Source organism: Deltaproteobacteria bacterium (assembly GCA_019912665.1).
GTDB lineage: Bacteria > Desulfobacterota > GWC2-55-46 > GWC2-55-46 > GWC2-55-46 > UBA5799.
Genome location: JAIOIE010000021.1, coordinates 44,458 through 65,653 on the forward strand (window position 1 = coordinate 44,458; position 21,196 = coordinate 65,653).

The following is a 21,196-nucleotide window of genomic DNA, read 5'->3' on the forward strand; positions in this document are numbered from 1 at the left end:
GGGAGATTAAGATGTCACAGACACCTCTCGTAGGCATACTCATGGGGAGCGACTCTGACCTGCCCGTAATGGAAGAGGCCGCAAAGGTACTCAAGGGTTTCAACGTCCCTTACGAGATCACCGTCTCCTCGGCGCACAGGACCCCGAAGAGGACGCTCGACTATGCCAGGAGCGCGGAGGGGCGCGGCATAAAGGTCATCATAGCCGGGGCAGGCAGCGCCGCCCATCTTGCAGGCTTCCTTGCGGCCGAGACAACGCTTCCGGTAATAGGCGTGCCCATAGACTCGAGCCCGCTAAATGGTCTTGACTCGCTGCTCTCGACCGTCCAGATGCCGGGCGGCGTGCCAGTTGCCTCCATGGCCATAGGAAAGGCCGGGGCAAAAAACGCCGGGATATTCGCCGTCCAGATACTCGCAACCGGCGACGCATCCCTCAGGGACGCCCTCAAGAGGCACAGGGAGGAGATGGCGAGCCAGGTCGAGGAGAAAGCGAAGAAACTCAAGGCCTAGGCGCATGCCCGAAAGAACCTCTATAATCCCGTCCGGCGCCGATTACTCGGGCGCGATAGAGGTCTTCCGGGCCGGAGGGGTCATTGCCTACCCTACGGAGACCTTCTATGGCCTCTGTGTCGACCCGTTCAATGAGAATGCGGTAGAGGCCCTTTATGGCCTCAAGGGAAGGCCGCTATCGAGCCCCATCCCCCTCATAATCGGGGATGCGGGGATGCTCGGCAGCATCACATCAGATGTGACCCCGCTCGCCAATAAGCTCATTCAAAGGTTCTGGCCCGGCCCGCTGACACTTGTGCTCAAGGCCGTTCCGGAGCTTCCTCCAAGGCTCACGGCCGGGACCGGGACAGTCGGGATCCGGCTCTCAGGGAGCGCCCACGCCCGGAGGCTTTCAGTAACGCTCTCCTCGCCCATCACCTCCACGAGCGCAAACCCCTCGGGCAAGCCGCCAGCCACAAGGCCCGAAGAGGCGCTCTCTTATTTCGACGGCTCTATCCGGATGCTCATAGACGGAGGGGCGTTAAAGGGCGAGAAAGGCTCGACGATAGTGGACGCCACAGGGGAAGCGCCCGTCATAATCAGGGAGGGCGAGATACCTTCCGCGTTGATAATCGGATAGAAGGATAGCAGACGCTTAAAGACTCCTTTTACTTTATGCAAATTGCCCCAAAAATGGCCTTTCAGTACAAAGCCAGTAAAACCTCCCACTAACATTGCGAATTACCTACACTTTTAAATTCAAAAAAAAATTCAATTTTCTGAAAATTTTCCTAAAGTCTCAAGACGGCCTGCCGATAATCTATATAGGAGGTCTGTATGCTCCGTCCTGTCGGCATATCCTCATCGGGAATCTTCGCCTCTTTCAAGCTCCTTAATACGACCGCCCACAATATCGCCAATTCCAATACAGACGGCTTCAAGCGCCATTCAGTCTCGTTCAACGAGACCCCTCAGGGAGGGGTGCATGCTTCAGTCTCCATTGATCCTAGTCCGGGCGCGCGCTATCTAGACATGGGCATTGCCGAGGCCTCGAACGTGGAGCTTGCATACGAGATGGTCTCGCTCATGACCGCAAAACACATGCTCACCATAAATACGGCCGCCATCAAGACCGGCTTTGAGATGGAGAAGTCCATAATAGACATAATCGCCTGAGCGGTTTCCGGTTAACCCTTTATCAAGCGAGCCGCGAAGAACCCGTCCATCCCGTGCCTGTGCGGAAAAGTCCTCAGAAAACCATTCGTGTCCACGAGCTCGCGGCATTGGGGCGGAAGATAGCCGGAAGCGTCCTCCACTGAAAACTCTTTGTGCTTCTCAATAAATCCGTAGACCGTCGCTTCCGTCTCCTCAGGCTCGAAGGTGCAGACCGAATAAACAAGCCTTCCGCCTCTTTTAAGATATCTGGCGAGGTTTTCAAGAAGCCTTGCCTGTATACCGGCAAGCTCCTTTATATCCTCTTCCTTCCGCCTGTATTTGGAATCCGGCGCCCTCCGGAGGACCCCGAGCCCTGAGCAGGGCGCGTCGCAGAGTATCGCGTCAAATGTGCCCTCTTCGATGAAATCAAGCGGGGCTGAGGCATCCGCCTCGAAAATCTTTATAATCCTCTCAGCGCCAAGCCTCGAAGCCGTCTCAATAACGGCCCTGAGCCTCGATGCGTGCCTGTCCAGGGCATAGATGATCCCCTTATTTTCCATGAGCTGGGCCATGTGCGAAGTCTTTCCCCCCGGAGCGCTGCAGGCGTCCAGGACGGCCTCTCCGGGCCGTGGGGCAAGGAGGATCGGCACGAGCTGGGAAGCTTCGTCCTGGATATAGTACCTCGGGTCCTTTGCACCGAGCGCGCCCCCTCCCCTCACCTCGAGCCCGTAAGGCGAATAGCGCGTCTCTACCGCCTCGAAGCCCTCATTTTTCAGCTCAATGGCAAGCCGCTCCCGGGTCGTTAAAGTGGTATTCACCCTTACGGTCCTCGGAGGCTGCTCCTGCCCGGTCCTGCAGATTCCGGCGGCCTCTTCGAGCCCATACCTTTCCGCCCACCTCCTTACCATCCACTCGGGATGTGACCAGGCGATCGAGATGCGCCGGATGGGGTCGTCCTCCGGAGGCAGGGCTATCCTCTCTTTTTCGGAAAGTATCTTCCTCAGGACGGCGTTCACGAACCCGGCCCTTTTCCTGTCGGGCTTAACGAGCTCCACGGATTCGTTAATCGCTGCGGAGGCTGGCACCCTGGTGAGGAAAAGGAGCTGGTACGCGCCGAGGCGCAGGGCGTTCAGGACCTTCCGTTCGAGCTTAGCCGCCCTGATGGACGAGAAAAGGTCGATGGTGTAGTCGAGCCTCAGTTTCCACCTTAGGACCCCGTATGTAAGCTCTGTAGCGAGCGCCGCGTCAGGGACGCTCAACCCCTTTAGCTCCGCGTCAAGGAGTATGTCCGCGTATGCCCCTCCTTCGACCCTGTCAAGCACGCTCAGGGCTGCGTCCCTCGCGCCTTTTTTCTTTTTATTTCCAGCCAAGTCCCCTCCTTGTTCCCAATGAGTTTACCACGCGGGACCGGCAATTCAATCGTTTTAAGGAGCGGCCCCCACGCCTGCGGTTTTCACAACAAAAGATGAAATTTATTAAAGTATCGGGGCGGACCTCCGATATTTGAAATATCGCTTCTTAATTATTTCAAAAAAACCGCATTAATTCGTATTCGGACCTGCAGGAGGGCTGTATGAGATTTTTGGACCGTATCAGCATCAGGAACTTCATGTTAGCGGCAATAGGCTTCCTTGTCCTGGCTCTCGCAATCCTTTCCGCATGGAATACTGTCTGGAGCTACCAGAAATACAAGGAGACTACCCGCGTGGGTGAGGCCAACGCGCTTTCAGGCCACCTCCTTGACGCCGCCGGGTTCGCGGCGCTGGAAAGGGGGACGACCTTCATGGCCCTCTCCTCTGAAAAGCCTGCCGAGAACGCGATCGTACTCAGGATCGAAGGGGTAAGGAAGCAGCTGGACGGTTCGCTGAAGGCTGCCATGGACCTTTCCCGGGACCTGATTGAGGACGACCCTGGGAACCATCTTCTCATAGCCCGGATCAAGGAGCTTGAAAGGCTCGGCTCCGAGCTGCCGAATACAAGGGCGAAGGTCGATTCCAACATTGGCAGGGCAATGAAGGACTACCCGGCCAGCGAATGGTTCAGGTTCGCCACCTCTCTCATAGACGCTGCATCGGAAGCCAGGCTCGCCGCCTTCGCCTCAAACGCCAGCACAGATACCAACCAGGAAGCCCTCAGGATGAACCTGGAAGTAAAGCAGGCGGTCTGGCTCATGGGCGAGTACGCGGGCAGGGAGCGTGCCGCGCTGGCGGGGGCCGTGTCCAAGCGGGCCCCGGTTGACGACGAAACCCGCGAGAAGCTCAACACGTTCCGCGCCATAACCGATATCAACCTTAAGCCGGTCCTCCGCCTCAAGGAAACTCAGGGCATTGACCCGAAGGTGACGGAGGCTGTTTCCAAGATGGAGTCCACCTTCCTCGGAAGTTTCGCGAGCGTGCGGAGCTCCGTGATGGCCGCAAGCGCTACGGGCGACTACGGCATAACCGGCAGGGAGTGGATAGAAGAGAGCACGAAGGGCATAGATACGATACTCGAAGTCTCGGCAGCCGTGGGCGAGATGGTCGATTCCCGGATAGCCGCAGACCTCAGGGCATCAAAGGCCATTATGGTCGTCTCGGCGGCGACTCTCATTATCATCCTCTTTTTAGGGATCGGCTCTGCCCTGGTGATCAAGGGCAAGGTGGTCATGCCGCTACATTACCTCTCGGAGGCGATGTCGAAGGTGGAGCGCACTAACGACCTGACCCTCAAGCTCGATCTTACATCGGAAGACGAGAGCGGCAAGGCTGCCGCCGCCTTTAACCGCATGCTCGAAAGGTTCCGCTTCATCGTGAACGAGCTGCATACGTCGATAGCGCAGCTCGCTTCGTCATCGGAAGAGCTATCGGCCACCGCCGTCCAGATAGCCGGGGGCTCGCAGTCGCAGAGCTCGAAGGCCAACCAGGTCTCGACCGCAGCCCAGGAGATGAGCGCCACGATTATCGAGGTCGTAAAGAACGTCTCCGGCGCTGCGGAGGCCGCCAGGGAGGCGAGCGAGGTCGCCGTGGGCGGCGGGGAGATAGTCTCGGAAACCATCGAGTCCATGAACGGCATAGCCAAATCGGCCCGTGAATCGAGCGAGACGATATCGAAGCTCGGCAGCCGCTCCGAGGAGATAGGCAACATCATAAGCGTCATAAACGACATAGCCGACCAGACCAACCTCCTGGCCCTGAACGCGGCCATAGAGGCCGCGAGGGCCGGCGAGCAGGGGCGCGGCTTCGCCGTGGTCGCCGACGAGGTCAGGAAACTGGCGGAGAAGACCATGAAGGCAACCAAGGAGATCGGCGTGATGATAACCGCCATGCAGGAAGAGACCGGGAAGGCGATCTCCTCGATGGAGCACGAGGTCAGGGCCGTGGAAAAAGGTGTGAAGCTCGCCAAGGCCGCGGGCCAGTCACTCCAGGAGATCGTCGAGAAGGTCGGAGGTGTGACGTCCAGGATGCACCAGGTCGCGGCAGCTGCCGAGCAGCAGTCTACCACGACCGATCAGATAAGCGGCGACGTTGCGACGATGGCTAACGTGATAACCGACACCTCCGCAAGCGCCCAGCAGATAGCCAGGGCGAGCGAGGAGATAGCTGAGCTTGCAACCGGGCTCAAAGCGAAAGTCGAGGTCTTCAATATCAGCAGCAAACGCCGTGGCAACGATGCCTCTACCGCTTTTGCCGACCCCGCGTCGGATGAGTACGCGGCTTAGCGTAGGCGAAACATACACTGGCAAAAAGCCCTCCCCGCAAGGGGCAGGGCTTTTTTTTGAGCCCCGGCGTTTCTTGAAAAACCGCCCCTTATTTGTTACGATTTAAGGTAACCTCTGAAAATTAGAGGTTTTCCCCGCAATCAAGGAAGGCCGGGAATAAAAAGCGTAGCATATAAGCGAATATGTGAGCATTTTTATTACCGGCCTGACACAGAGTCCGGGGGAAAGATCAATTTTAGAGGTTGCCTTAAATTGATGGAAGAGCACGGCACAATAATACGGAAGGACGGGGACAGGGTGTCCATAAGGGCGACGAGGACGGGCGCGTGTGAAAGCTGCTCTTCGAAGAAGTCCTGCGCTACCGCGGGGGCGGCCGATGCCGAGGTCGTCGTCGAGGCCATAGACCCGGTAGGCGTCAAGGTCGGGGACAAAGTCGTATTCTCAGTTAGCGCGGGCTCGGTTTTGAAGGCCGGGGCGCTCCTGTACCTCTTCCCCATACTTAGTTTCATAGCCGGGGTGGCGCTCGGCCAGTCGGTATTCCCGAGATTCCTGCCCGGCTACCATCCTGACCTCGTCTCCGGCATGGCCGGGGCGGTCTTTTTAGCCGCCGCCTTCGGCTTGCTTAAAGGCTTGAGCTTCCTTTCCGAGCGCGGCAGGTCTTTCAGGCCCCGCGTCCTGAGAGTCGAATAACCAGCCGCTTTTATATGCTCCTTTTCCATGCATTTCTGCAGGGCTAAAGACCCTGATTTGGCTCCGGAGGGCTTAAAAGCCAGTGTCTATAGATATAGTCACCCAGAACAGGAAGGCTTACCACGATTATTTCATAGAGGAGACCTTCGAGGCCGGCATAATCCTCACCGGCACGGAGGTAAAATCGCTCAGGGCGGGGAAGGCCAACCTGAAGGACGGCTACGCCAAGATAATGGGCGAGGAGGCGTTCTTGCTGAACGCCCACATAAGCCCCTACTCTAAGGCTGACGGCTTCCAGCAGCACGAGCCGGACAGGACCCGAAAGCTCCTTCTCCACAAGAGGGAGATAAGAAGGCTTCTCGGGAAGACGCGCGAAAAGGGCTACACCCTCATACCTACCAAGATATATTTCAAGGACGGCAAGGCCAAGGTGGAATTGGGGCTCGCAAAAGGAAAGACTTTCTACGACAAGCGCGAGAGCATAAAGAAGCGGGACGTAAAGAGGGAGATGGAAAAGGCCCTCAGCAAGCGCGGGAAGAGCTGAAAACCGCTTTCATACCCCCTTTCTATATGTTATAATTTATTTGGTGCCAGAAGGCGCCGTGTTCTTTGAAAAATGGGGGCGACTGGCTTCGACGGGACGGTCTGAATCCGGGTGAAGCATGCCGAGCTCTATCTCCTCGTAAATCAGATAGACAAAAACAGTCGGCAACGACTACGATTACGCCCTGGCCGCTTAAGCCGGCCAGCGTCCTTTAGGCCTTTTCCTGCGGGGCTTACGGGACGACACTCAGCAGGATGGCTTCCGGGGCTCTGTCCGAAGGACCTGGGAGCGAGATTCAACCGGGCTGGCTTTCCGGAACGTATGCCTTCAGGGGCCCGGAAAGCGAGACTTTACCCTGACAGGATAAGCATGTAGAAGAACCGGATAAGCGTTGCCGGACGCGGGTTCGATTCCCGCCGCCTCCACCAAATTGCAATAAAAAAAGGCTGCCATGATTCTGGCAGCCTTTTTTTGTCTTCTAAACAGGTCTCATTTTGATACCGCCTGGCGCCCATCCACGCAGTCCCTTACCGCCTTTGAAGGTGAATTGCCCTCTTTGCAGACCGCCGGGACCCTTCCCTCCTTTATAGACCTTTGGGCTGCATCCGACATGTGGGAGAATCTTGGCGGGGTTTTATCACTTATTAACCTGACAGGAATTCCACCATTCGAAACCGTCTTCGAGCACCCGGGGGCCATTACGATTTTGTGGTTCCCTGCCCTGGGGATGATTCCGGGGACATGGCCGGATTGTACAAAACCGGCAATAGCGCCAGCATGGACGCATGTGGAAATGAGCTGCCCCAGGTGAACGAGCCTTCCTGAGCCGGCAGCCGCCATTTGCGAGGCAAGCGCCTCCTGGCCTTCCCATCCAAGAAAAAAGGGCTTCAGATACCCTGACGACCACCCGTGGAATGCAGGGGAGATGCTCATGTCGCCTTTTCCCTCGTCTTCTCGGCGGTCCTGTAGGAATAGGTAAGGACGGGCGTAATACCGTCGTCGTCGAAATAGGTGAAGGTCTTTGTGCCGTCGCCGTTATCGGCCTCTGTCATCCTGTTGGTCGCGTGCTTGCGGAGAAGCGTGACCGCATCGCGGATGGCGTTTATGCCCGTGTTATCCGGAAGCTCATAATCCACTGAGGCGAGCCTTGTCGATACGGCGGCATCGAGGTTATCCAGCCTCGCATCATTCTCCGGCAGCCTGGTCGAAGGATTCACATCCAGCACGACTTCCCTGTCGTCCTTTATTGAAAACTCCCCGAATCCAACTACCGGGTCGGTATAGGCCGGAGCCTCTCCGGTCTGTCTCCGTACGGCAAAGGTGTATTCCCCGTCCTGCCACTCCTGCCTGTTCTCCGTTAAGCTATACTCCCCTTTCCGGGTGCCGTCCTCGTCCATGAGAGAGAAAGGCATTGAGGGGGCGGCCTTGAAGGTCCCGTCGTTTGCGTCCAGGAGATGCCCGTCAGCAAGCCTCAGTACCCGGACGCGCAATGTAAGGCCTCTTTCGCCATAGTGTTCAAAACGCTTGGAATCAGGCATCTGCTATCCCCGCCTTTTTGATAAGAAGCCTCAATATCTCGTCCCTCTCCTGCGGCGTCCAAATGGGCTTCCGGGCAAGGGCTTGCATTTTAATCTTATCCGGGTCCTTTGCAATGGTAACGGGCTTGTCTGCCATCAGATTATCTCCAGCTGACATTCCTGCCAACCCTCTTTTACATGAAGCACGCACCCGCTTATGTAATACTTGCCCCTGCCCTCTTGGTCCTTCTTCCCGGCAACACGCCTCAAATCCATGCAGATGTCCCTGTTCTCAGGATTAATCTCGTCGATATCGAACTCCGATAACGGGATGTTGGTCGTATGCGCGAACCAGAACCAATCCCTTTCCGGCACGGCGTAATAAATCTCTCCTTCATCCGCATTGAAAAGAAGCCTCATCAGCCACCCCCTAATCTATGTACGCCGGGTCGAAGGCTCCGGACGGGTTCTTGTCGGTTGTATTGCCTGAGAAGATTACCCCCGTGGTCACTCCGAAAGCCGCGCCTGTATCCGCGAATATCCCCGTTGAGTTGCTCCTTACCCTGGGCTTCCCCTGTATGGCCGGACTGCCGACGAAGCTCCCGATGCCGCCGAAGCGCATGTTGAAAGCCCTGTTGCAGTTCTCGTATATCCCGCTTAAGACCCTTACAGTCGCGTTCTGCTGGCAGAATACCGCCCAGCTATTCCCTGCCGTTCCGTTCCCCCTGACCTTGGTCCCTTCAATATCGACGGTGCTTCCGACAAGGGCCGACACGCCTCTGCCGCCAGATATGTCCGTAAACACGTAGCAGTCCTTGAGCATCAAGGTCGCGGTATAGGCGTAGATATTGAGCATCCTGGTCGACAGTATGTCAGAGCAGGCCTGCATCACTACATTCGAGCCCACGTCGCACACTATGAAATAGGACGGCGGAGTGAGGACCGTTTCACGAAAGCCTATCCTGTGGAAGACGACGTTGGCCTGATAGGGCTTGACCCATATAGGATAAACCTGTCCGCTCCCTCCCATGCCCCATCTTGTGCCTTCCTTATGAATCGTAAACTTCTCCCCGTTTAGCGGCGTCGCAATGGCCGTGCCCCGTATCCCGATCTGGAAGGTATTGCATATGGTGAGTGTGTCCGAGGTGTTCGTGTCGATCAGATATTCCTGCCCGCGCAGCGCGGCTGTGGACGTATCGTCCGAGAACCTTACCCACATGTTCTGGAACCGGTTCACAGTCCATCCGGCCCCGGTCTTTACGAGGGTGCCCTGGTTGTCGGCGTTTCCGCTCATGCCGCCCGTAGCGGTCGTCTCAGAAAGCTCTATCGCCTGCTCGCCCCTGACGGTGAGGGTGTACGGGCCGGCAAAATATTTGCCTCCGAGGGCGACATCCTCGGCAAACGCAGCGTTGCTCAACTTTACGAGGACGTCTCCGCTCAAAAGGCCTGGGATGGAATCCACCGCGTACTGGATGGAAGCGAAGGCGTTGCTGCCCGGCCCGAAGCCGTGGTCCGCATCGTCAATCCCGGTTTCCGGGTCAATGAAGATTTCCATTCCGGAAAAAGACTGGACCGGCACCCATGAGCCTGAAGAGTTCCGGACATAAGCTATGTCCCTGTCGGTCCGGTAATGCGTTTTTCCCGTATAGGCGACCTCAGGCCATGACTGCCCGGCCGACATCCGGGGCACCCAGATGGTGCCGCTCCATTCGAGTGATTGCCCTGAAGCCGAGCCGGAGGGGATTCCGTTTACGGGGATTGAGAGCGCCATCTGTTTTCACTTCCTTTCCCGGGCCCACTTCTCGAGCCCCCTTGTGCCTGCGGCGACACCCAGTATCACCAGCATCGACTCCCATATGCCCGAGGGTATTTCGATAGGCTGCAGGCCGAGATTCCTGAAGTAAGGCAAAAGTATATAGTTGTTGACGACGACACCCGCGAACGTGAATCCGATAAGGGGGCGCCAGGACCATCTCATCCAGTGCTCGCTTCTGCCTTCTTCCCTGATGGTGGCGTTCACGGACTCAAGGGCATTTGCATGTGCCTCGGCCTCCCTCAACGCCAGCTCCATGGCCCTTATGCGGAACTCCTCCCGCTCCTTCTCGCTTACAGAAGAAGGCAGGTATTTATCCGCAAGCCTGTCTATGACCCTGCCGAGAGTGCCCTGGACTATGCTATTGATAACCGGCTCAGGCATGGGGTTATGGAATCTCCTTTACAGCTCGGATAAAAACTTGGTGCATATTTTCTGCCCCGCATCACAGAACCGTCTGTATTTCATGATCTTTTCCGTATTTTTTATTCAGGGCCGGCCAGGGGCCGGAATAGAAGCGGGGCGCGCGATAAAAGTGATTGAAATCAGCTATAATAGATGGAGCGTAAACAGGAAAGGAGTCCCTTGCCCGAGAATGAGCCAAAGGATACGAAGGAACGCCTTCTATCTATTCGCGTCCCTGCTCGCCGTAATATCGACTCATAATAGGGCCGGAGCCGAGGTCTCCGCAGGGTATGCAGCTGATTTCATTAAAGCGGCCTGGACAAATGCCGTGGTGCTCAGGTACGACCACAGGAAGACGAGACTGGGCGCGCAAGCCATGTACTGGGACGGCCCGTTCAACTCGAATTCATCATTATCAATCGACTATGACGTCCTGCCGAGCGAGAAATGGGACCTGAACCTTGGCGGCGCTTACATATCGAAAATAAGCGAGGTAAACGGGACGCATTTCAATTTCTCGCTCGGGGCCGGAGTAAACATTGGCGAGCGGTTCCGCGTACAATTTACGCATCTTTCCAATGCCCACGACGAGCACAATATGGGATGGAACTTCTTCGCGTTCCTTTTCAGGTTCTAGCAGCTCAGGCTGCTCAAAGGCTCAAGGCAAGGAGTCGAAAGAAATGAGGAAAGAGGCGTACTTCCTTGTACGCCGGAGTTCCGATTTGAAGACGACCCATTCAACGGCTTTTTCAGCAGCCTGCCGGCCTAAAAGCGCCAGCCTCCGAAAAGGGTCTTGCTGCGGTCGTATTTCTTCCTGAGATTCCTTTTGATATGCAGGAACTTTTTGCCGAGCCTCCTTAGGCCCATCGGCCCGTGTCCGTGCTCTATGTCCACGTATGTCCCGGGTGCGGGGACCTTCTCTTCCGGTGCGCCCCTGTACTGCCCAGGAGATTCCACTTTCGGAATGGTCCCGGTTTCGTCGAATTGCCCCTTTACAGTGTTTTTTTTAAGCCTAGGCATACTGCCCTCCCGCCGTCTTGCCTTTCTTTATCTCTTCCTACCATTGAAAGAAGCCCCCTGCCTTTTAAGCTGCTCTATCACCTGCTGGGAAAACCCAGGTACGCTTCTAACGTCGTCCCAGGTCCTGAACTCCCCGTATTCCTCTCTGTAATCGAGGAGCAGCTGGGCCCTCTCCCTGCTTATCCCGCAGATATTTGCAAGGTCTTCTATGCTGGCATTGTTAAGGTTCAAAGCCATCCGCCCCTCCAATCGTTCAGACCCTTGGAGTCCATAATGCCTTTTATTCATTGAATTTTCATGCCTATTATAACTATAGGCAGGCCCCAGAGGATGTCAAGATGGGACGGAAGAGGCGGAAGCCCTGCCAGTAATGCGGAACATCTTACAAAAACCCGTTGTTTTTAAAGGAGTTTTATTGTATGATTTTCGGATGGAATCTACTTGTCACAGGAGCTTCCAGGATTTCACAAGTCCCACCTTCGGCCGTCTGGGCATCGACGAAATGTTCGATAAGGTCATAGAGTACGTCAGCGAGAACCCGGACCAGACCTATAACGTAATAATCGGCACCGATTCATTTCTAAACAGCGAGACCCTGTTCGTAAGCGCCGTGGTCGTCCACCGGGTCGGCCACGGCGGCAGGTACTTCTACAAGAAGTCGCAGCGACGAAAACTGGAGAGCCTGAAGCAGCGCATCTTCTACGAGGCGACCATGAGCATAGAGCTTGCATCAGTGCTCCGGAAGATGCTGAACGAAAAGGGGCTCAAGGACCTGCCTCTTGAGATACACCTCGATATCGGCGAAAACGGCGAGACCAGGGAGATAATAAAGGAAGTGGTCGGCATGGTGACAGGCTCCGGCTACGCGGCAAGGACCAAACCCGACTCTTTCGGCGCAAGCAAGGTGGCCGACAGGCACTCGAAATAAAAACACCTCTTCTTAACCCGACAGCAATACCCAAAAAAAACTGAAATCCGACGGGGAAAACCTCATGCGATCCAGGCCCTCACAGCGTCCCTTTTCGTTTTTCCTTTTCGCGGCGGTCCTCCTCTTTTCATCCTCGATCGCTGCCTACGTCCATGCCGAAGCCCTGAAACACGCCTTTCTTGAGACGTTCTCCGACCCGGACCATGCGACCGGGCTTCCCGGGAACTGGAGCCCTTTCGAGTTTCCGCAGAAAAAAGGCACCTTGTACAAGGTCGTTGAGAATACCGGTAATTACGTCCTCATGGCCGATAGCGAGCTCGGGGCATCGGCCCTGTATGTTAAGTTCAGCGCGGACCCAAGGGAGTTTCCACTCATATCCTGGAGATGGAAGGTGGATAACGTGCTTTCCGGGGACGAAAGGGTGAGGGACGGGGACGACTACGCGGCGAGGCTCTGCGTGATATTCGAGTACGAGCCCGAAAAGGCCTCCTCCTATGAGAAACTTAAGCAGGCGCTCGCAAAGACCGTTTTGAGCCTTGAGCCGGCCGGCAACACGATAGCCTACGTCTGGGCAGGCGGCCTCGGGAAAGGGGAGGCCATAGAAAGCCCGTTCACCGAGAGCATGATGATGGTAGCCGTCGAAAGCGGCCCCGAGCTTGCGGGCCGCTGGGTGCATGAGGAAAGGAACGTCCTCGATGACTACAGGACCCTTTTCGGAGAGGAGCCCCCGCCCATAGCCGGGATAGCCGTAATGACAGACACGGATAACACGAAAAGCAGGGCCGTGGCATACTATGACGATATAACGCTCAAGCACCTGAACGGAGGCGCGGATGTCAAGCCTTAAGGAGGAGATATCAAAGGCTGAGAGCCTCATAAGCCACGGGGTATACGTAATAAGCACCGTGTATGAGGGCAGGGCCAACGCGCTAACGGCAGCCTGGGTCGCCAGGGCCTCGTTCGTGCCGCCCCTTGTGACCGTCTCGGTCGGGAAGGCCCGGTTCTCGCATGACATGATACGGAACTCGGGAATATTCGCGGTCAACATACTCGGCCCGGAAGACATAAGCATTGGGAAACACTTCGGCCTGAAGACCGGCAGAAAGACCGACAAGTTCGAGGGCGTCAAATACGAGACAAAGGCCACGGGCGCCCCGGTCCTCATCGAATGCGCCGCATGGCTCGACTGCAAGGTCGCCTCGTCCCATGACGCAGGAGACCACACCCTCTTTATCGGGGAGGCCGTGGATGCCGGCGTGAGGAGGCCAGGGGCAAGGCCGCTTATCTACGAGAGGGAAAGTTTTTTCAAATAAACAATCCGGACACGGAATCAGCCCCGCATATCCTGCCCCGACCGCATCCTCCCCGCCCAGCCTGAAATCTTTGCTACAATTAAGGAATAGTCTGTGAGCGGCGCATTCGCGCGCCTTCCGGTATTTGCGACAACAAAAGGAGGTCCGGGATGAAAAAGCTCAAGGCCTTGCTTCTTTTGCCTCTTTTCGTCGTATTCGCGCCGTCGGATAGCGCCGCCTATTATTTCGGCGGGCTCGAAGACTATGTGGCGGGCGTGCCATCGCAAGCCCAGAAGCCCTCTTTCCTTGAGCAGTTCGGGGGAGAGATATTCTATGAGACCATGTACGCCGGAAGCTTCGGGGAAATGGACCCTGAAAACCGCACTATGGTGCTGCAATCCGAGGTCCCGGGTTTCCTTGGGCCCGAGGGCGTTTCGGTGCCCATTACCGTAAGCGGCAGGGCTACAGTGGACTTCTGCAGCCAGGGGGAATGCAGGAGGGTCGGAGAGGAGGGATGGAAAAGCCTGGCATCCATTCCTGCCGAAGACCTACAGGGCTCGCGGATAATCGCGCTGGGCTCGCCCGAGGACCCGGCCAGGATAATAACAGTGATACAGGAGTAGGCGATACGAAGGGCCGGGGGTGGCTAAAACATGAGTTGGGGGAGATGGCGCGACGCGTACAAAGGGCCGCCCCTTAGAATGGCTACTTCCCCACCATCCTCCTGAACTCGTCCTCGTCTATTATCTTCAAGCCAAGTTCTCTGGCCTTGTCGTACTTTGAGCCAGGCTCCGCGCCTGCGACAACGAAATCCACTTTCTTGGAGACGGTCCCTGCCGCCTCCCCGCCGAGCGCGGTCACGAGGTCCTTTGCCTCATCCCTCGTAAAGGATTCGAGCGCTCCGGTAAAGAGGAAGACCCTGCCCGCGAGCGGGCCTTTTCCCTTCTCCTCCTCTTTCGGGAATACGACTCCGGCCTTCTTAAGCTTCTCAATGACCTGCCGGTTATGCGGCTCCCGGAAAAAGTCAACTACCGCCTTCGCTGTGCCGGGTCCTATCTCCGGCACAGCGATAAGCTCTTCCTCATGAGCCTTCATGAGGTTTTCGAGAGACCCGAATTGCTTTCCCAGCACCATCGCGAGCCGCTCGCCCACGCCCTTTATGCCGAGGGCGTAAATGAGCTTCTCGAGCGTCGGCCTTTTGCTTTTTTCAACGGCCGTGACGAGATTGGATATGGACTTATCCTTCCATTTGGCAAGGTTACGGAGGTTATCCGGCGTAAGCTCTATGTAGATGTCGGCCACGTCCTTAATGAGGCCCGCCTCCACGAACTGCTCTACATGCTTCTCCCCCATGCCTTCGATGTCCATGGCCCTTTTGGAGGCGAAGTGCCTTATGCTCTCCTTTAGCTGCGCCGGGCAGAGGAGCCCCCCGGTGCAGTAATGTATGGCTCCGACCCTCTCCACCTTAGACCCGCAATCCGGGCACTCCTCCGGCATCCGGAACTCTTTAGCTTGGGGTGGCCTCTTTTCTTTTATTACCGTAAGGACCTCGGGTATAACGTCCCCTGCCCTCTGCACGATGACGGTGTCTCCGGACCTCACGTCCTTCCTCTCAATCTCGTCGAGGTTATGGAGGGTAGCGCGCTCGATCGTCACGCCCCCGACCTGGACAGGCTCAAGGAGCGCAACAGGGGTAAGCGCCCCGGTCCTCCCCACTCCCACCAATATATCTTTAACGCGGGTCGATTCCTGCTTTGGCGCGAACTTGTACGCGATCGCCCAGCGCGGGCTCCTTGTGAGCATGCCCAGCCGTTCCTGGAGGGCGATGCTGTTGACCTTCAAGACCGCGCCGTCGAGCTCGTAATTGAGCCCCTCCCTTTTCTCCTCTATCTCGTGATGGTATCTCAAGGCCTCTTCTATCCCGGAAAGACGCTTGACGAACGGGTTTACCTTGAGCCCGAGCTTTTTTATGAGCTCAAGCGACTCGAAATGAGTCTTTATCTCCGCCCCTTCGGCAAGTCCGAGCCCGTAGCAGAATATATCGAGGGGCCTTGAAGCCGTGATCCTCGGATCAAGCTGCCGCACTGACCCGGCAGCCGCGTTCCTCGGGTTTGCGAAAAGCGGCTCTCCCTTTGACTCGCGTTCCCGGTTTATTTTCCTGAAGGCCTCAAGAGGGAGGAATACCTCGCCCCGGACCTCAAGGTAGGCGGGCGCCTTGCCCGATAGCTTAAGCGGCACAGAGCGTATGGTCCTCAGGTTCTGCGTTACGTCTTCACCCACTACACCGTCGCCCCTGGTAGAGCCCCTGGCAAATAAGCCGTCCTCGTATACAAGCTCCACCGCGAGCCCGTCCATCTTGGGCTCACCAACGTATTCTACTTTCTCATCAGGCGGGAGATTCGCCTGCCTTTTTATCCTGGCGTCAAACTCGATCGCGTCCTCGTCGGAGAACGCGTTTCCGAGGGAGAGCATGGGTATGGAGTGCTTGAGGGTCCCGAAGGCCGCTAGGGGCTTCTCACCCACCCTCTGGGTGGGTGAGTCCGGGGTTATCAGATGAGGGAAGGCCGCTTCGAGGTCCTGGAGGGCCTTCATGAGCCGATCGTACTCGGCATCTGTTATTACGGGGCTATCCAGGATATAATAGCGGTAATTATGGTAATTTATCTCTTTTCTCAGCCGGTCTATCTCGGCCCTGGCGGCTTTTTCGTCCATGGATAGTATACTTAGCATACACCCGGCCCCCGGTCAATCAGGGGTTTGGGCGTTGGCCGGGCCGGGCCCGTAGACAACCCTCCCTTTCATCGGAAATTAACCCTTGACAAAGTCCGCCGAATACTTTAAATTTTAGAATTCAAATCGATATTCGGGGACTAAGATGAAGACATTCATTCCAAAAGTAGACGCAAACGCGAAGAAATGGTACCTTGTAGACGCCAAGGGGGAGAACCTCGGCAGGCTTGCAACCCGCATAGCCACGGTGCTCCGGGGCAAGCACAGGCCCACTTACACCCCTTACCTCGATACCGGTGATTTCGTCGTCGTAATAAACGCCGAAAAGATAGCCGTGACCGGGCAGAAGATGACCGGCAAGGTCTATTACCACCACAGCATGTACCCCGGCGGTTTGAAATCCGTCCCGCTCGAGAAGCTCTCCTCCGGGAAGCCGGATGAGGTCATCCGGAAGGCGGTATGGGGGATGCTCCCCAAGGGGCCGCTCGGCAGGGACATGTTCAAGAAGCTCAAGGTATACACCGGGGACAAGCACCCCCATCAGGCCCAGGGCCCGGTCGCCCTGGCCAAATAAGGCATTCAATTTATTCTTATCGGGAGAAAGTAAATGGCAGACGTATTCAGCGCAGTCGGCAGACGCAAGACCTCGGTCGCAAGGGTAAGGCTCCTTGCCGGGGCCGGCGATATAACTGTTAACAGGAAGAGCGTGAACGAGTTCTTCAGCCGCGACACCCTGAGGAGCATCGTAAGGCAGCCCTTGAACCTTACCGAGACCTCCGCGAAGTTCAGCGTGATAGCCAACGTGAACGGCGGCGGCGAAAGCGGCCAGGCAGGCGCCGTAAGGCACGGCATAGCCAGGGCCCTCTGCCTTGCCGACGAGTCCTTCAGGGGCGTTTTGAAGAAGGCGGGCCTCATCACCAGGGACCCGAGGATGAAGGAAAGGAAGAAGTACGGCCAGAAAGGCGCGAGGAAACGGTTCCAGTTCTCCAAGAGGTAATTACCTGTATTCGTCCTTAGGGGAAGGCCGGTCCGGCCTTCCCCTTTTTTATTTTGTGGAGTCGCATCTTTAGTGAGGGGGTTCGAATGAAAGTCTCTATTTTCGGCGCGAGCGGATACACCGGGCTGGAGCTGCTGAGGATACTTGCCCTGCACGACGGTGCAGAGGTGGTTGAGGCCACATCCAGGCAGTACAAAGGAAAGACCGTATCCGAGGTATTCCCGGCCCTCAGGGGCTTCTACGACAACCTGGTATTCAGCGACCCCGAGGACGTGAAGGCGGTAAAGGCCGACCTCGCCTTCAGCGCCATGCCTCACGGCGCATCCCAGGAGGTCGTGCCGGAGCTCTTGAAAGGCTCGAAGGTCATCGACTTAAGCGCTGATTTTCGCCTCCGCGACCCCGGCGTCTACAAGGCGTGGTACGGAGAGCACAAGTCCGTTAATCTTCTTTCGCAGGCGGTCTACGGGCTTCCCGAGCTTAAGAGGGAGGAGATAAAAGGGGCGCGCCTTATAGCAAACCCCGGGTGCTATCCGACGAGCGCGGTCCTGGCGCTTGCCCCCCTTGCGAAAAAGGGCTTTCTTGCCGAAGGCACGGTCATCATAGATTCAAAGAGCGGCCTATCCGGGGCCGGAAGAAACGCGGGCCTTGAGACGTCTTTCGTAGAGGTCGCCTCGGGCTTCAAGGCATACAAGGTCGGCTGCCACAGGCACACACCCGAGATTGAGCAGGAGCTTTCAACCGCGGCAGGAAGCACGCTCGGGGTGCGTTTTACCCCGCACCTCATACCGGCCTCAAGGGGCATACTCACGACAGCGTACGCGGGGCTCAATGAAGAGCTGACCTCATCCGCCCTCTTTTCGCTCTACAGGGAATTCTACTCGGGTGAGAGGTTCGTAAGGCTCCTGCCCCAGGGCTCCTTCCCGGACATAAGCCAGGTGCGGGGGTCGAACTTCTGCGACATAGGCCTTTTTGCCGACGGCAAAAGGGTCGTCGTGGTCTCGGCCATAGACAACCTCGTCAAGGGCGCCTCAGGCCAGGCCGTGCAGAACATGAACCTGATGTTCGGCTTCCCGGAGGAAAAGGCCCTCCTTACGCCGCCCCTTTCCGTCTGAGGGCCGGGGGCCAACCAAAACCCCCGGTCCTTTTCAGCTCGCGTATCGTCATCCACAAGCAGGTTGCTGAAAACTCAAACTCACATGCAGGCTGCTCAAAAAGCTCAAGATGCAAGGAGTCGAAAAATTAGGAATGAGGCGTATTTTTTAGTACGCGCAATGACGAATCTTGAAGACGACACAGCAGATTGGGCTTTTTCAGAGCCTGCTAGAAAAAGAGCGTCTCCAGCCCCCTCCGTATCATCATGACGGCTATGGCCGCAAGGAGAAGGGATATTACCTTCGAGACTCCAAGCGCGCCGTTCTCCCCTATGTAGCCCACTATCCTTTCGGCAAAGAAGAATACGAGCCAGACGATGAAGAGGTTAACGAGCAAGGCCGAGAGCGTTACGGTAAAGCCGTAAAGATCGCTCAGCATTAAAAGTGTTGTAAGCGCCGCGGGCCCCGCTATGAGTGGCGTTCCTATTGGGACTATCCCTACTCCTATCGTTACCGGCATGCCTGGCACCATCCGTGCGGTATGGACTATATCGACGATGGCTATGGAAAGGAGAATGAGGCCGCCCGCTATCTGGAAATCCGATATGGTTATGCCGAGGGCCAGGAAAACGGCCCTCCCCACCATCAGGAATGCTATGGTTATTGCGGCGGCGGTCACGACCGAGTAGAAGAGCACGTTCCTCTTCTGCCCGCTATCCATGGCCCTTGTCATCGCGAGATAGATGGGAATGAGCCCTACCGGCTCCATTGCCACAAAGAGCGGGATAAGGACCAGGAAAAAATCGTGCATGAACGATGCGGCAGGTTCCATCGCAATGAAAGTCTCCGTGTATTTTGAAATCCTCCAAAGGATACCAGAGTGCGGGATATAATTTCACCAATTTTCAGGCTTTTGAAATGACACCCCTTCCACCCTGACCGAGCCCTCGTCTCCGAGGGCTCCTTCCACATGGAAAAGTGCAGGCAGGAACTTCCCTATGACATGGATGTTGGTAAGAAGGTGCCTCGTTATCTCCGAGGCGGTGAAAAAAGACGTGCCGCCTGCCAGCGCAGTGAAGAGGACCACCTGGTCCGAAAGGTGCCTGTCGAGCGCGCCTCCTCTCTTCATATAATGAAGGAAACTTTCCGCCGCTTCCCTGCCCACGGCCTCGGCCCTTTTGCCCCTGGCCCCGAGCGAGGTGAAGCCTGCCCTTACGCTCTCGAATTCAGCAAGGATGAAGACGGAAGTGCCCCTTCCCACTGAAGGCGCATCCAATGCCCTGGCTTCTGTAATGCTTGAGAACTCATGAAGGACGGACAGGGCTGCCTTGAGCTGCCTTTCCGCTATCGAGAGCGGCAGGTTAGATACAGCGGAAAGGACTTCAATCCTCTTGAGTCTGCCGCGTCCTTTTATCAATAAGGGAGAGAGGGGCTTTTCAACCGGGCTGATATCCGCTTCGAGCGAGCCGCCTCCGGCCGGATAATATCCGCGCCTGCGCATCCCCGACGAGACCTTAAGCCCCATGGGCCGAACGGCCCGGAGAAAGACCTCTTCGAGGTATTCAGGAATAGGGCTCCAGGGAACGTGCGTGCCGCCTCTTATGCTAACTGACGACGGGCCGCCCGCGAAAAGAAGCGCCGGAAGGACGGTCTGAAAAATGAGTCCCGTTGACCCTGCCGTGCCCACGTCAAAGGAATACCTGCCGGGCTTAAGCCTGCCCGGCAGGTATTCGAGAGTCATAGACCCCGGCTTTGCCCCCTTGAGCACCCCGCCCGTTATATTTGCGGCGGCCCTGGCGCTCAGTAGGTGCTGGGGCTTGAGCCCGGGCGATTCCCTCCCTGCCCGAATGTTGCAGACCCTGAAAGGGAGGCCTGTAAGGGAAGCGAGGGTCAGGGCGGAGCGGACCATCTGTCCCCCGCCCTCGCCGTAGCTCCCGTCTATCTCTATTATTTCTTGACCTCCCTGCCGAGACGCCTTTCTACGCTCTTCAGCCGTTCGACAAGGCGGTCGTCGGGCTTCGAGGGCCTTATGTCGATGCTGATCGTGCTCGTGGCCCTCGGCGCGGTCTTAAGCACCTCCTCGTGGCATTTCTTTATGAGCCCCATTACCTCGTCCCAGCCGCCCTCGACGACCGTCCCCATTGAGTTTGCCTTGTAGGGAAGGCCGCTCTCGTCCACGACCTTCAAAACACTCGCGATCGAGTCTCCCATGCTCTCGCCCTTGCCTATCGGCATTATGCTGAACTCAACAAGCATCTCGCCCCTCCTTCCGCCCCGCAGGGCACAGGCTATTGGTTTAGTCGGGGGAGAGAGCAGCTCCCCCTCGCAGGAAGATGCGCAGCCGTTTATTCAATTATAGCAGGTTGAGAGGGAACGCGGTTTATTGGAGGAATTGCCGGTTTATTCTCTTATGAAGTTCCTGGTAAAGGCCTTTTCCGCACTGCCGTGCGGTTTTTGAGGGTAAGGCTCGCTTGCTAGCCGCCTCCCCCGGCCCGTTCACGCTCTTCCTCCCTTATGCAGCGCTCGCATTACCCTCCGGGTTTGATTCAAGACAAAAAAGACCATTGCTGCACTTGTTTTTGCATTACAAAACAACCACGGGTATAAGGCGTTATGAGCATAGGGCTGGGGGAGGGCGAGCGAGGCGAGGAAGCAGGAGCTCGGACCCAAAGAGGCCTAGCGACTAAGGGCGAGCCAGGAGGATTGGGGCGGGGTAGCGAGAGCCTTATACCCAAAAAAGCGCGGCAGCGCGCAAAAGCTTTTTTGCAATCTCGACGCCCATAGAATTTTTTAGCTAAAGTGAACTGGAAGGATGACAAACAAACCATA

At 56.7% G+C, this 21,196-nt stretch carries 26 protein-coding genes and 1 other RNA gene; 15 read left to right on the top strand and 12 right to left on the bottom strand.

What is annotated here, in order from left to right:
- The first annotated feature begins 11 nt into the window (after positions 1 to 11).
- The 3 genes from purE (at position 12) to K8I01_09620 (ending at position 1,664) form a co-directional block, all read left to right on the top strand.
- Complete coding sequence (gene purE / locus K8I01_09610) at positions 12 to 509, top strand: 5-(carboxyamino)imidazole ribonucleotide mutase (GenBank protein ID MBZ0220673.1); 498 nt, start codon at positions 12 to 14, stop codon at positions 507 to 509.
- A 4-nt stretch (positions 510 to 513) separates the two neighbouring features.
- Positions 514 to 1,128, top strand: a complete 615-nt coding sequence (locus K8I01_09615; protein ID MBZ0220674.1) for a threonylcarbamoyl-AMP synthase — start codon at positions 514 to 516, stop codon at positions 1,126 to 1,128.
- Positions 1,129 to 1,325: 197 nt separating this feature from the next.
- Entirely contained in the window at positions 1,326 to 1,664 is a 339-nt protein-coding gene (locus K8I01_09620) for a flagellar basal body protein (GenBank protein ID MBZ0220675.1), read from the top strand.
- 11 nt (positions 1,665 to 1,675) lie between these two features.
- Here the strand turns inward: K8I01_09620 and rsmB are convergent, their stop codons facing one another.
- Positions 1,676 to 3,013, bottom strand: a complete 1,338-nt coding sequence (gene rsmB, locus K8I01_09625) for a 16S rRNA (cytosine(967)-C(5))-methyltransferase RsmB (protein ID MBZ0220676.1) — start codon at positions 3,011 to 3,013, stop codon at positions 1,676 to 1,678.
- A gap of 203 nt (positions 3,014 to 3,216) precedes the next feature.
- Here rsmB and K8I01_09630 point away from each other — a divergent pair, with 203 nt between their 5' ends.
- The 4 genes from K8I01_09630 (at position 3,217) to ssrA (ending at position 7,002) form a co-directional block, all read left to right on the top strand.
- On the top strand, positions 3,217 to 5,340 hold the full coding sequence (locus K8I01_09630) for a methyl-accepting chemotaxis protein (GenBank protein MBZ0220677.1): 2,124 nt from the start codon (positions 3,217 to 3,219) through the stop codon (positions 5,338 to 5,340).
- A 255-nt stretch (positions 5,341 to 5,595) separates the two neighbouring features.
- Entirely contained in the window at positions 5,596 to 6,030 is a 435-nt protein-coding gene (locus tag K8I01_09635; protein ID MBZ0220678.1) for a SoxR reducing system RseC family protein, read from the top strand.
- Between the two features lie 82 nt (positions 6,031 to 6,112).
- The gene (gene smpB, locus K8I01_09640) at positions 6,113 to 6,574 is read left to right on the top strand and encodes an SsrA-binding protein SmpB (GenBank protein MBZ0220679.1); all 462 of its coding nucleotides are present in this window, start codon (positions 6,113 to 6,115) and stop codon (positions 6,572 to 6,574) included.
- 74 nt (positions 6,575 to 6,648) lie between these two features.
- Positions 6,649 to 7,002, top strand: a transfer-messenger RNA (tmRNA) gene (gene ssrA, locus K8I01_09645).
- A 501-nt stretch (positions 7,003 to 7,503) separates the two neighbouring features.
- Here ssrA and K8I01_09650 read toward each other — a convergent pair.
- Genes K8I01_09650 through K8I01_09670 form a run of 5 tightly spaced genes read right to left on the bottom strand, consistent with a single transcriptional unit; the run spans position 7,504 to position 10,288 of the window.
- Positions 7,504 to 8,064: a hypothetical protein gene (locus K8I01_09650; protein ID MBZ0220680.1), complete on the bottom strand. Its 561-nt coding sequence runs from the start codon at positions 8,062 to 8,064 to the stop codon at positions 7,504 to 7,506.
- A 40-nt stretch (positions 8,065 to 8,104) separates the two neighbouring features.
- Positions 8,105 to 8,248 (bottom strand): hypothetical protein, encoded by a 144-nt coding sequence (locus K8I01_09655; GenBank protein MBZ0220681.1) that lies wholly within the window; start codon positions 8,246 to 8,248, stop codon positions 8,105 to 8,107.
- Entirely contained in the window at positions 8,248 to 8,511 is a 264-nt protein-coding gene (locus tag K8I01_09660) for a hypothetical protein (protein ID MBZ0220682.1), read from the bottom strand. Before K8I01_09660 ends, K8I01_09655 begins: the two co-directional genes overlap by 1 nt.
- A gap of 10 nt (positions 8,512 to 8,521) precedes the next feature.
- Positions 8,522 to 9,862 (bottom strand): hypothetical protein, encoded by a 1,341-nt coding sequence (locus K8I01_09665; protein ID MBZ0220683.1) that lies wholly within the window; start codon positions 9,860 to 9,862, stop codon positions 8,522 to 8,524.
- Positions 9,863 to 9,868: 6 nt separating this feature from the next.
- Positions 9,869 to 10,288: a holin family protein gene (locus K8I01_09670; GenBank protein MBZ0220684.1), complete on the bottom strand. Its 420-nt coding sequence runs from the start codon at positions 10,286 to 10,288 to the stop codon at positions 9,869 to 9,871.
- 211 nt (positions 10,289 to 10,499) lie between these two features.
- On the opposite strand from K8I01_09670, the gene K8I01_09675 reads away from it, so the two are divergent.
- On the top strand, positions 10,500 to 10,946 hold the full coding sequence (locus K8I01_09675; protein ID MBZ0220685.1) for a hypothetical protein: 447 nt from the start codon (positions 10,500 to 10,502) through the stop codon (positions 10,944 to 10,946).
- 128 nt (positions 10,947 to 11,074) lie between these two features.
- Here the strand turns inward: K8I01_09675 and K8I01_09680 are convergent, their stop codons facing one another.
- Positions 11,075 to 11,329, bottom strand: coding sequence for a hypothetical protein (locus tag K8I01_09680; protein ID MBZ0220686.1), 255 nt, complete (start codon positions 11,327 to 11,329; stop codon positions 11,075 to 11,077).
- Between the two features lie 27 nt (positions 11,330 to 11,356).
- Positions 11,357 to 11,566, bottom strand: coding sequence for a helix-hairpin-helix domain-containing protein (locus tag K8I01_09685; GenBank protein ID MBZ0220687.1), 210 nt, complete (start codon positions 11,564 to 11,566; stop codon positions 11,357 to 11,359).
- A 193-nt stretch (positions 11,567 to 11,759) separates the two neighbouring features.
- Between K8I01_09685 and K8I01_09690 the strand changes: the two genes are divergently transcribed.
- The 4 genes from K8I01_09690 (at position 11,760) to K8I01_09705 (ending at position 14,172) form a co-directional block, all read left to right on the top strand.
- Positions 11,760 to 12,257 (top strand): ribonuclease H-like YkuK family protein, encoded by a 498-nt coding sequence (locus tag K8I01_09690; protein MBZ0220688.1) that lies wholly within the window; start codon positions 11,760 to 11,762, stop codon positions 12,255 to 12,257.
- A gap of 64 nt (positions 12,258 to 12,321) precedes the next feature.
- Entirely contained in the window at positions 12,322 to 13,104 is a 783-nt protein-coding gene (locus tag K8I01_09695) for a DUF3047 domain-containing protein (protein MBZ0220689.1), read from the top strand.
- Positions 13,091 to 13,570: a flavin reductase family protein gene (locus K8I01_09700; protein MBZ0220690.1), complete on the top strand. Its 480-nt coding sequence runs from the start codon at positions 13,091 to 13,093 to the stop codon at positions 13,568 to 13,570. Before K8I01_09695 ends, K8I01_09700 begins: the two co-directional genes overlap by 14 nt.
- A 149-nt stretch (positions 13,571 to 13,719) precedes the next feature.
- The gene (locus K8I01_09705) at positions 13,720 to 14,172 is read left to right on the top strand and encodes a hypothetical protein (GenBank protein ID MBZ0220691.1); all 453 of its coding nucleotides are present in this window, start codon (positions 13,720 to 13,722) and stop codon (positions 14,170 to 14,172) included.
- An 82-nt stretch (positions 14,173 to 14,254) separates the two neighbouring features.
- Here K8I01_09705 and ligA read toward each other — a convergent pair whose 3' ends face one another.
- Complete coding sequence (gene ligA / locus K8I01_09710; protein ID MBZ0220692.1) at positions 14,255 to 16,261, bottom strand: NAD-dependent DNA ligase LigA; 2,007 nt, start codon at positions 16,259 to 16,261, stop codon at positions 14,255 to 14,257.
- A 163-nt stretch (positions 16,262 to 16,424) separates the two neighbouring features.
- Here ligA and rplM point away from each other — a divergent pair, with 163 nt between their 5' ends.
- From rplM to argC, 3 genes are all read left to right on the top strand, one after another.
- Positions 16,425 to 16,853 (top strand): 50S ribosomal protein L13, encoded by a 429-nt coding sequence (rplM, locus tag K8I01_09715; protein ID MBZ0220693.1) that lies wholly within the window; start codon positions 16,425 to 16,427, stop codon positions 16,851 to 16,853.
- A 33-nt stretch (positions 16,854 to 16,886) separates the two neighbouring features.
- On the top strand, positions 16,887 to 17,276 hold the full coding sequence (gene rpsI / locus K8I01_09720; protein MBZ0220694.1) for a 30S ribosomal protein S9: 390 nt from the start codon (positions 16,887 to 16,889) through the stop codon (positions 17,274 to 17,276).
- An 86-nt stretch (positions 17,277 to 17,362) separates the two neighbouring features.
- On the top strand, positions 17,363 to 18,388 hold the full coding sequence (gene argC, locus K8I01_09725; protein MBZ0220695.1) for an N-acetyl-gamma-glutamyl-phosphate reductase: 1,026 nt from the start codon (positions 17,363 to 17,365) through the stop codon (positions 18,386 to 18,388).
- A gap of 208 nt (positions 18,389 to 18,596) precedes the next feature.
- Here argC and K8I01_09730 read toward each other — a convergent pair whose 3' ends face one another.
- The 3 genes from K8I01_09730 to K8I01_09740 form a co-directional block, all read right to left on the bottom strand.
- On the bottom strand, positions 18,597 to 19,199 hold the full coding sequence (locus tag K8I01_09730; protein ID MBZ0220696.1) for a MarC family protein: 603 nt from the start codon (positions 19,197 to 19,199) through the stop codon (positions 18,597 to 18,599).
- A 63-nt stretch (positions 19,200 to 19,262) separates the two neighbouring features.
- Entirely contained in the window at positions 19,263 to 20,318 is a 1,056-nt protein-coding gene (locus K8I01_09735; GenBank protein ID MBZ0220697.1) for an RNA 3'-terminal phosphate cyclase, read from the bottom strand.
- Positions 20,315 to 20,623 (bottom strand): MTH1187 family thiamine-binding protein, encoded by a 309-nt coding sequence (locus K8I01_09740; GenBank protein ID MBZ0220698.1) that lies wholly within the window; start codon positions 20,621 to 20,623, stop codon positions 20,315 to 20,317. The genes K8I01_09735 and K8I01_09740 overlap by 4 nt, the downstream gene beginning before the upstream one ends.
- Between the last annotated feature and the right edge of the window lie 573 nt (positions 20,624 to 21,196).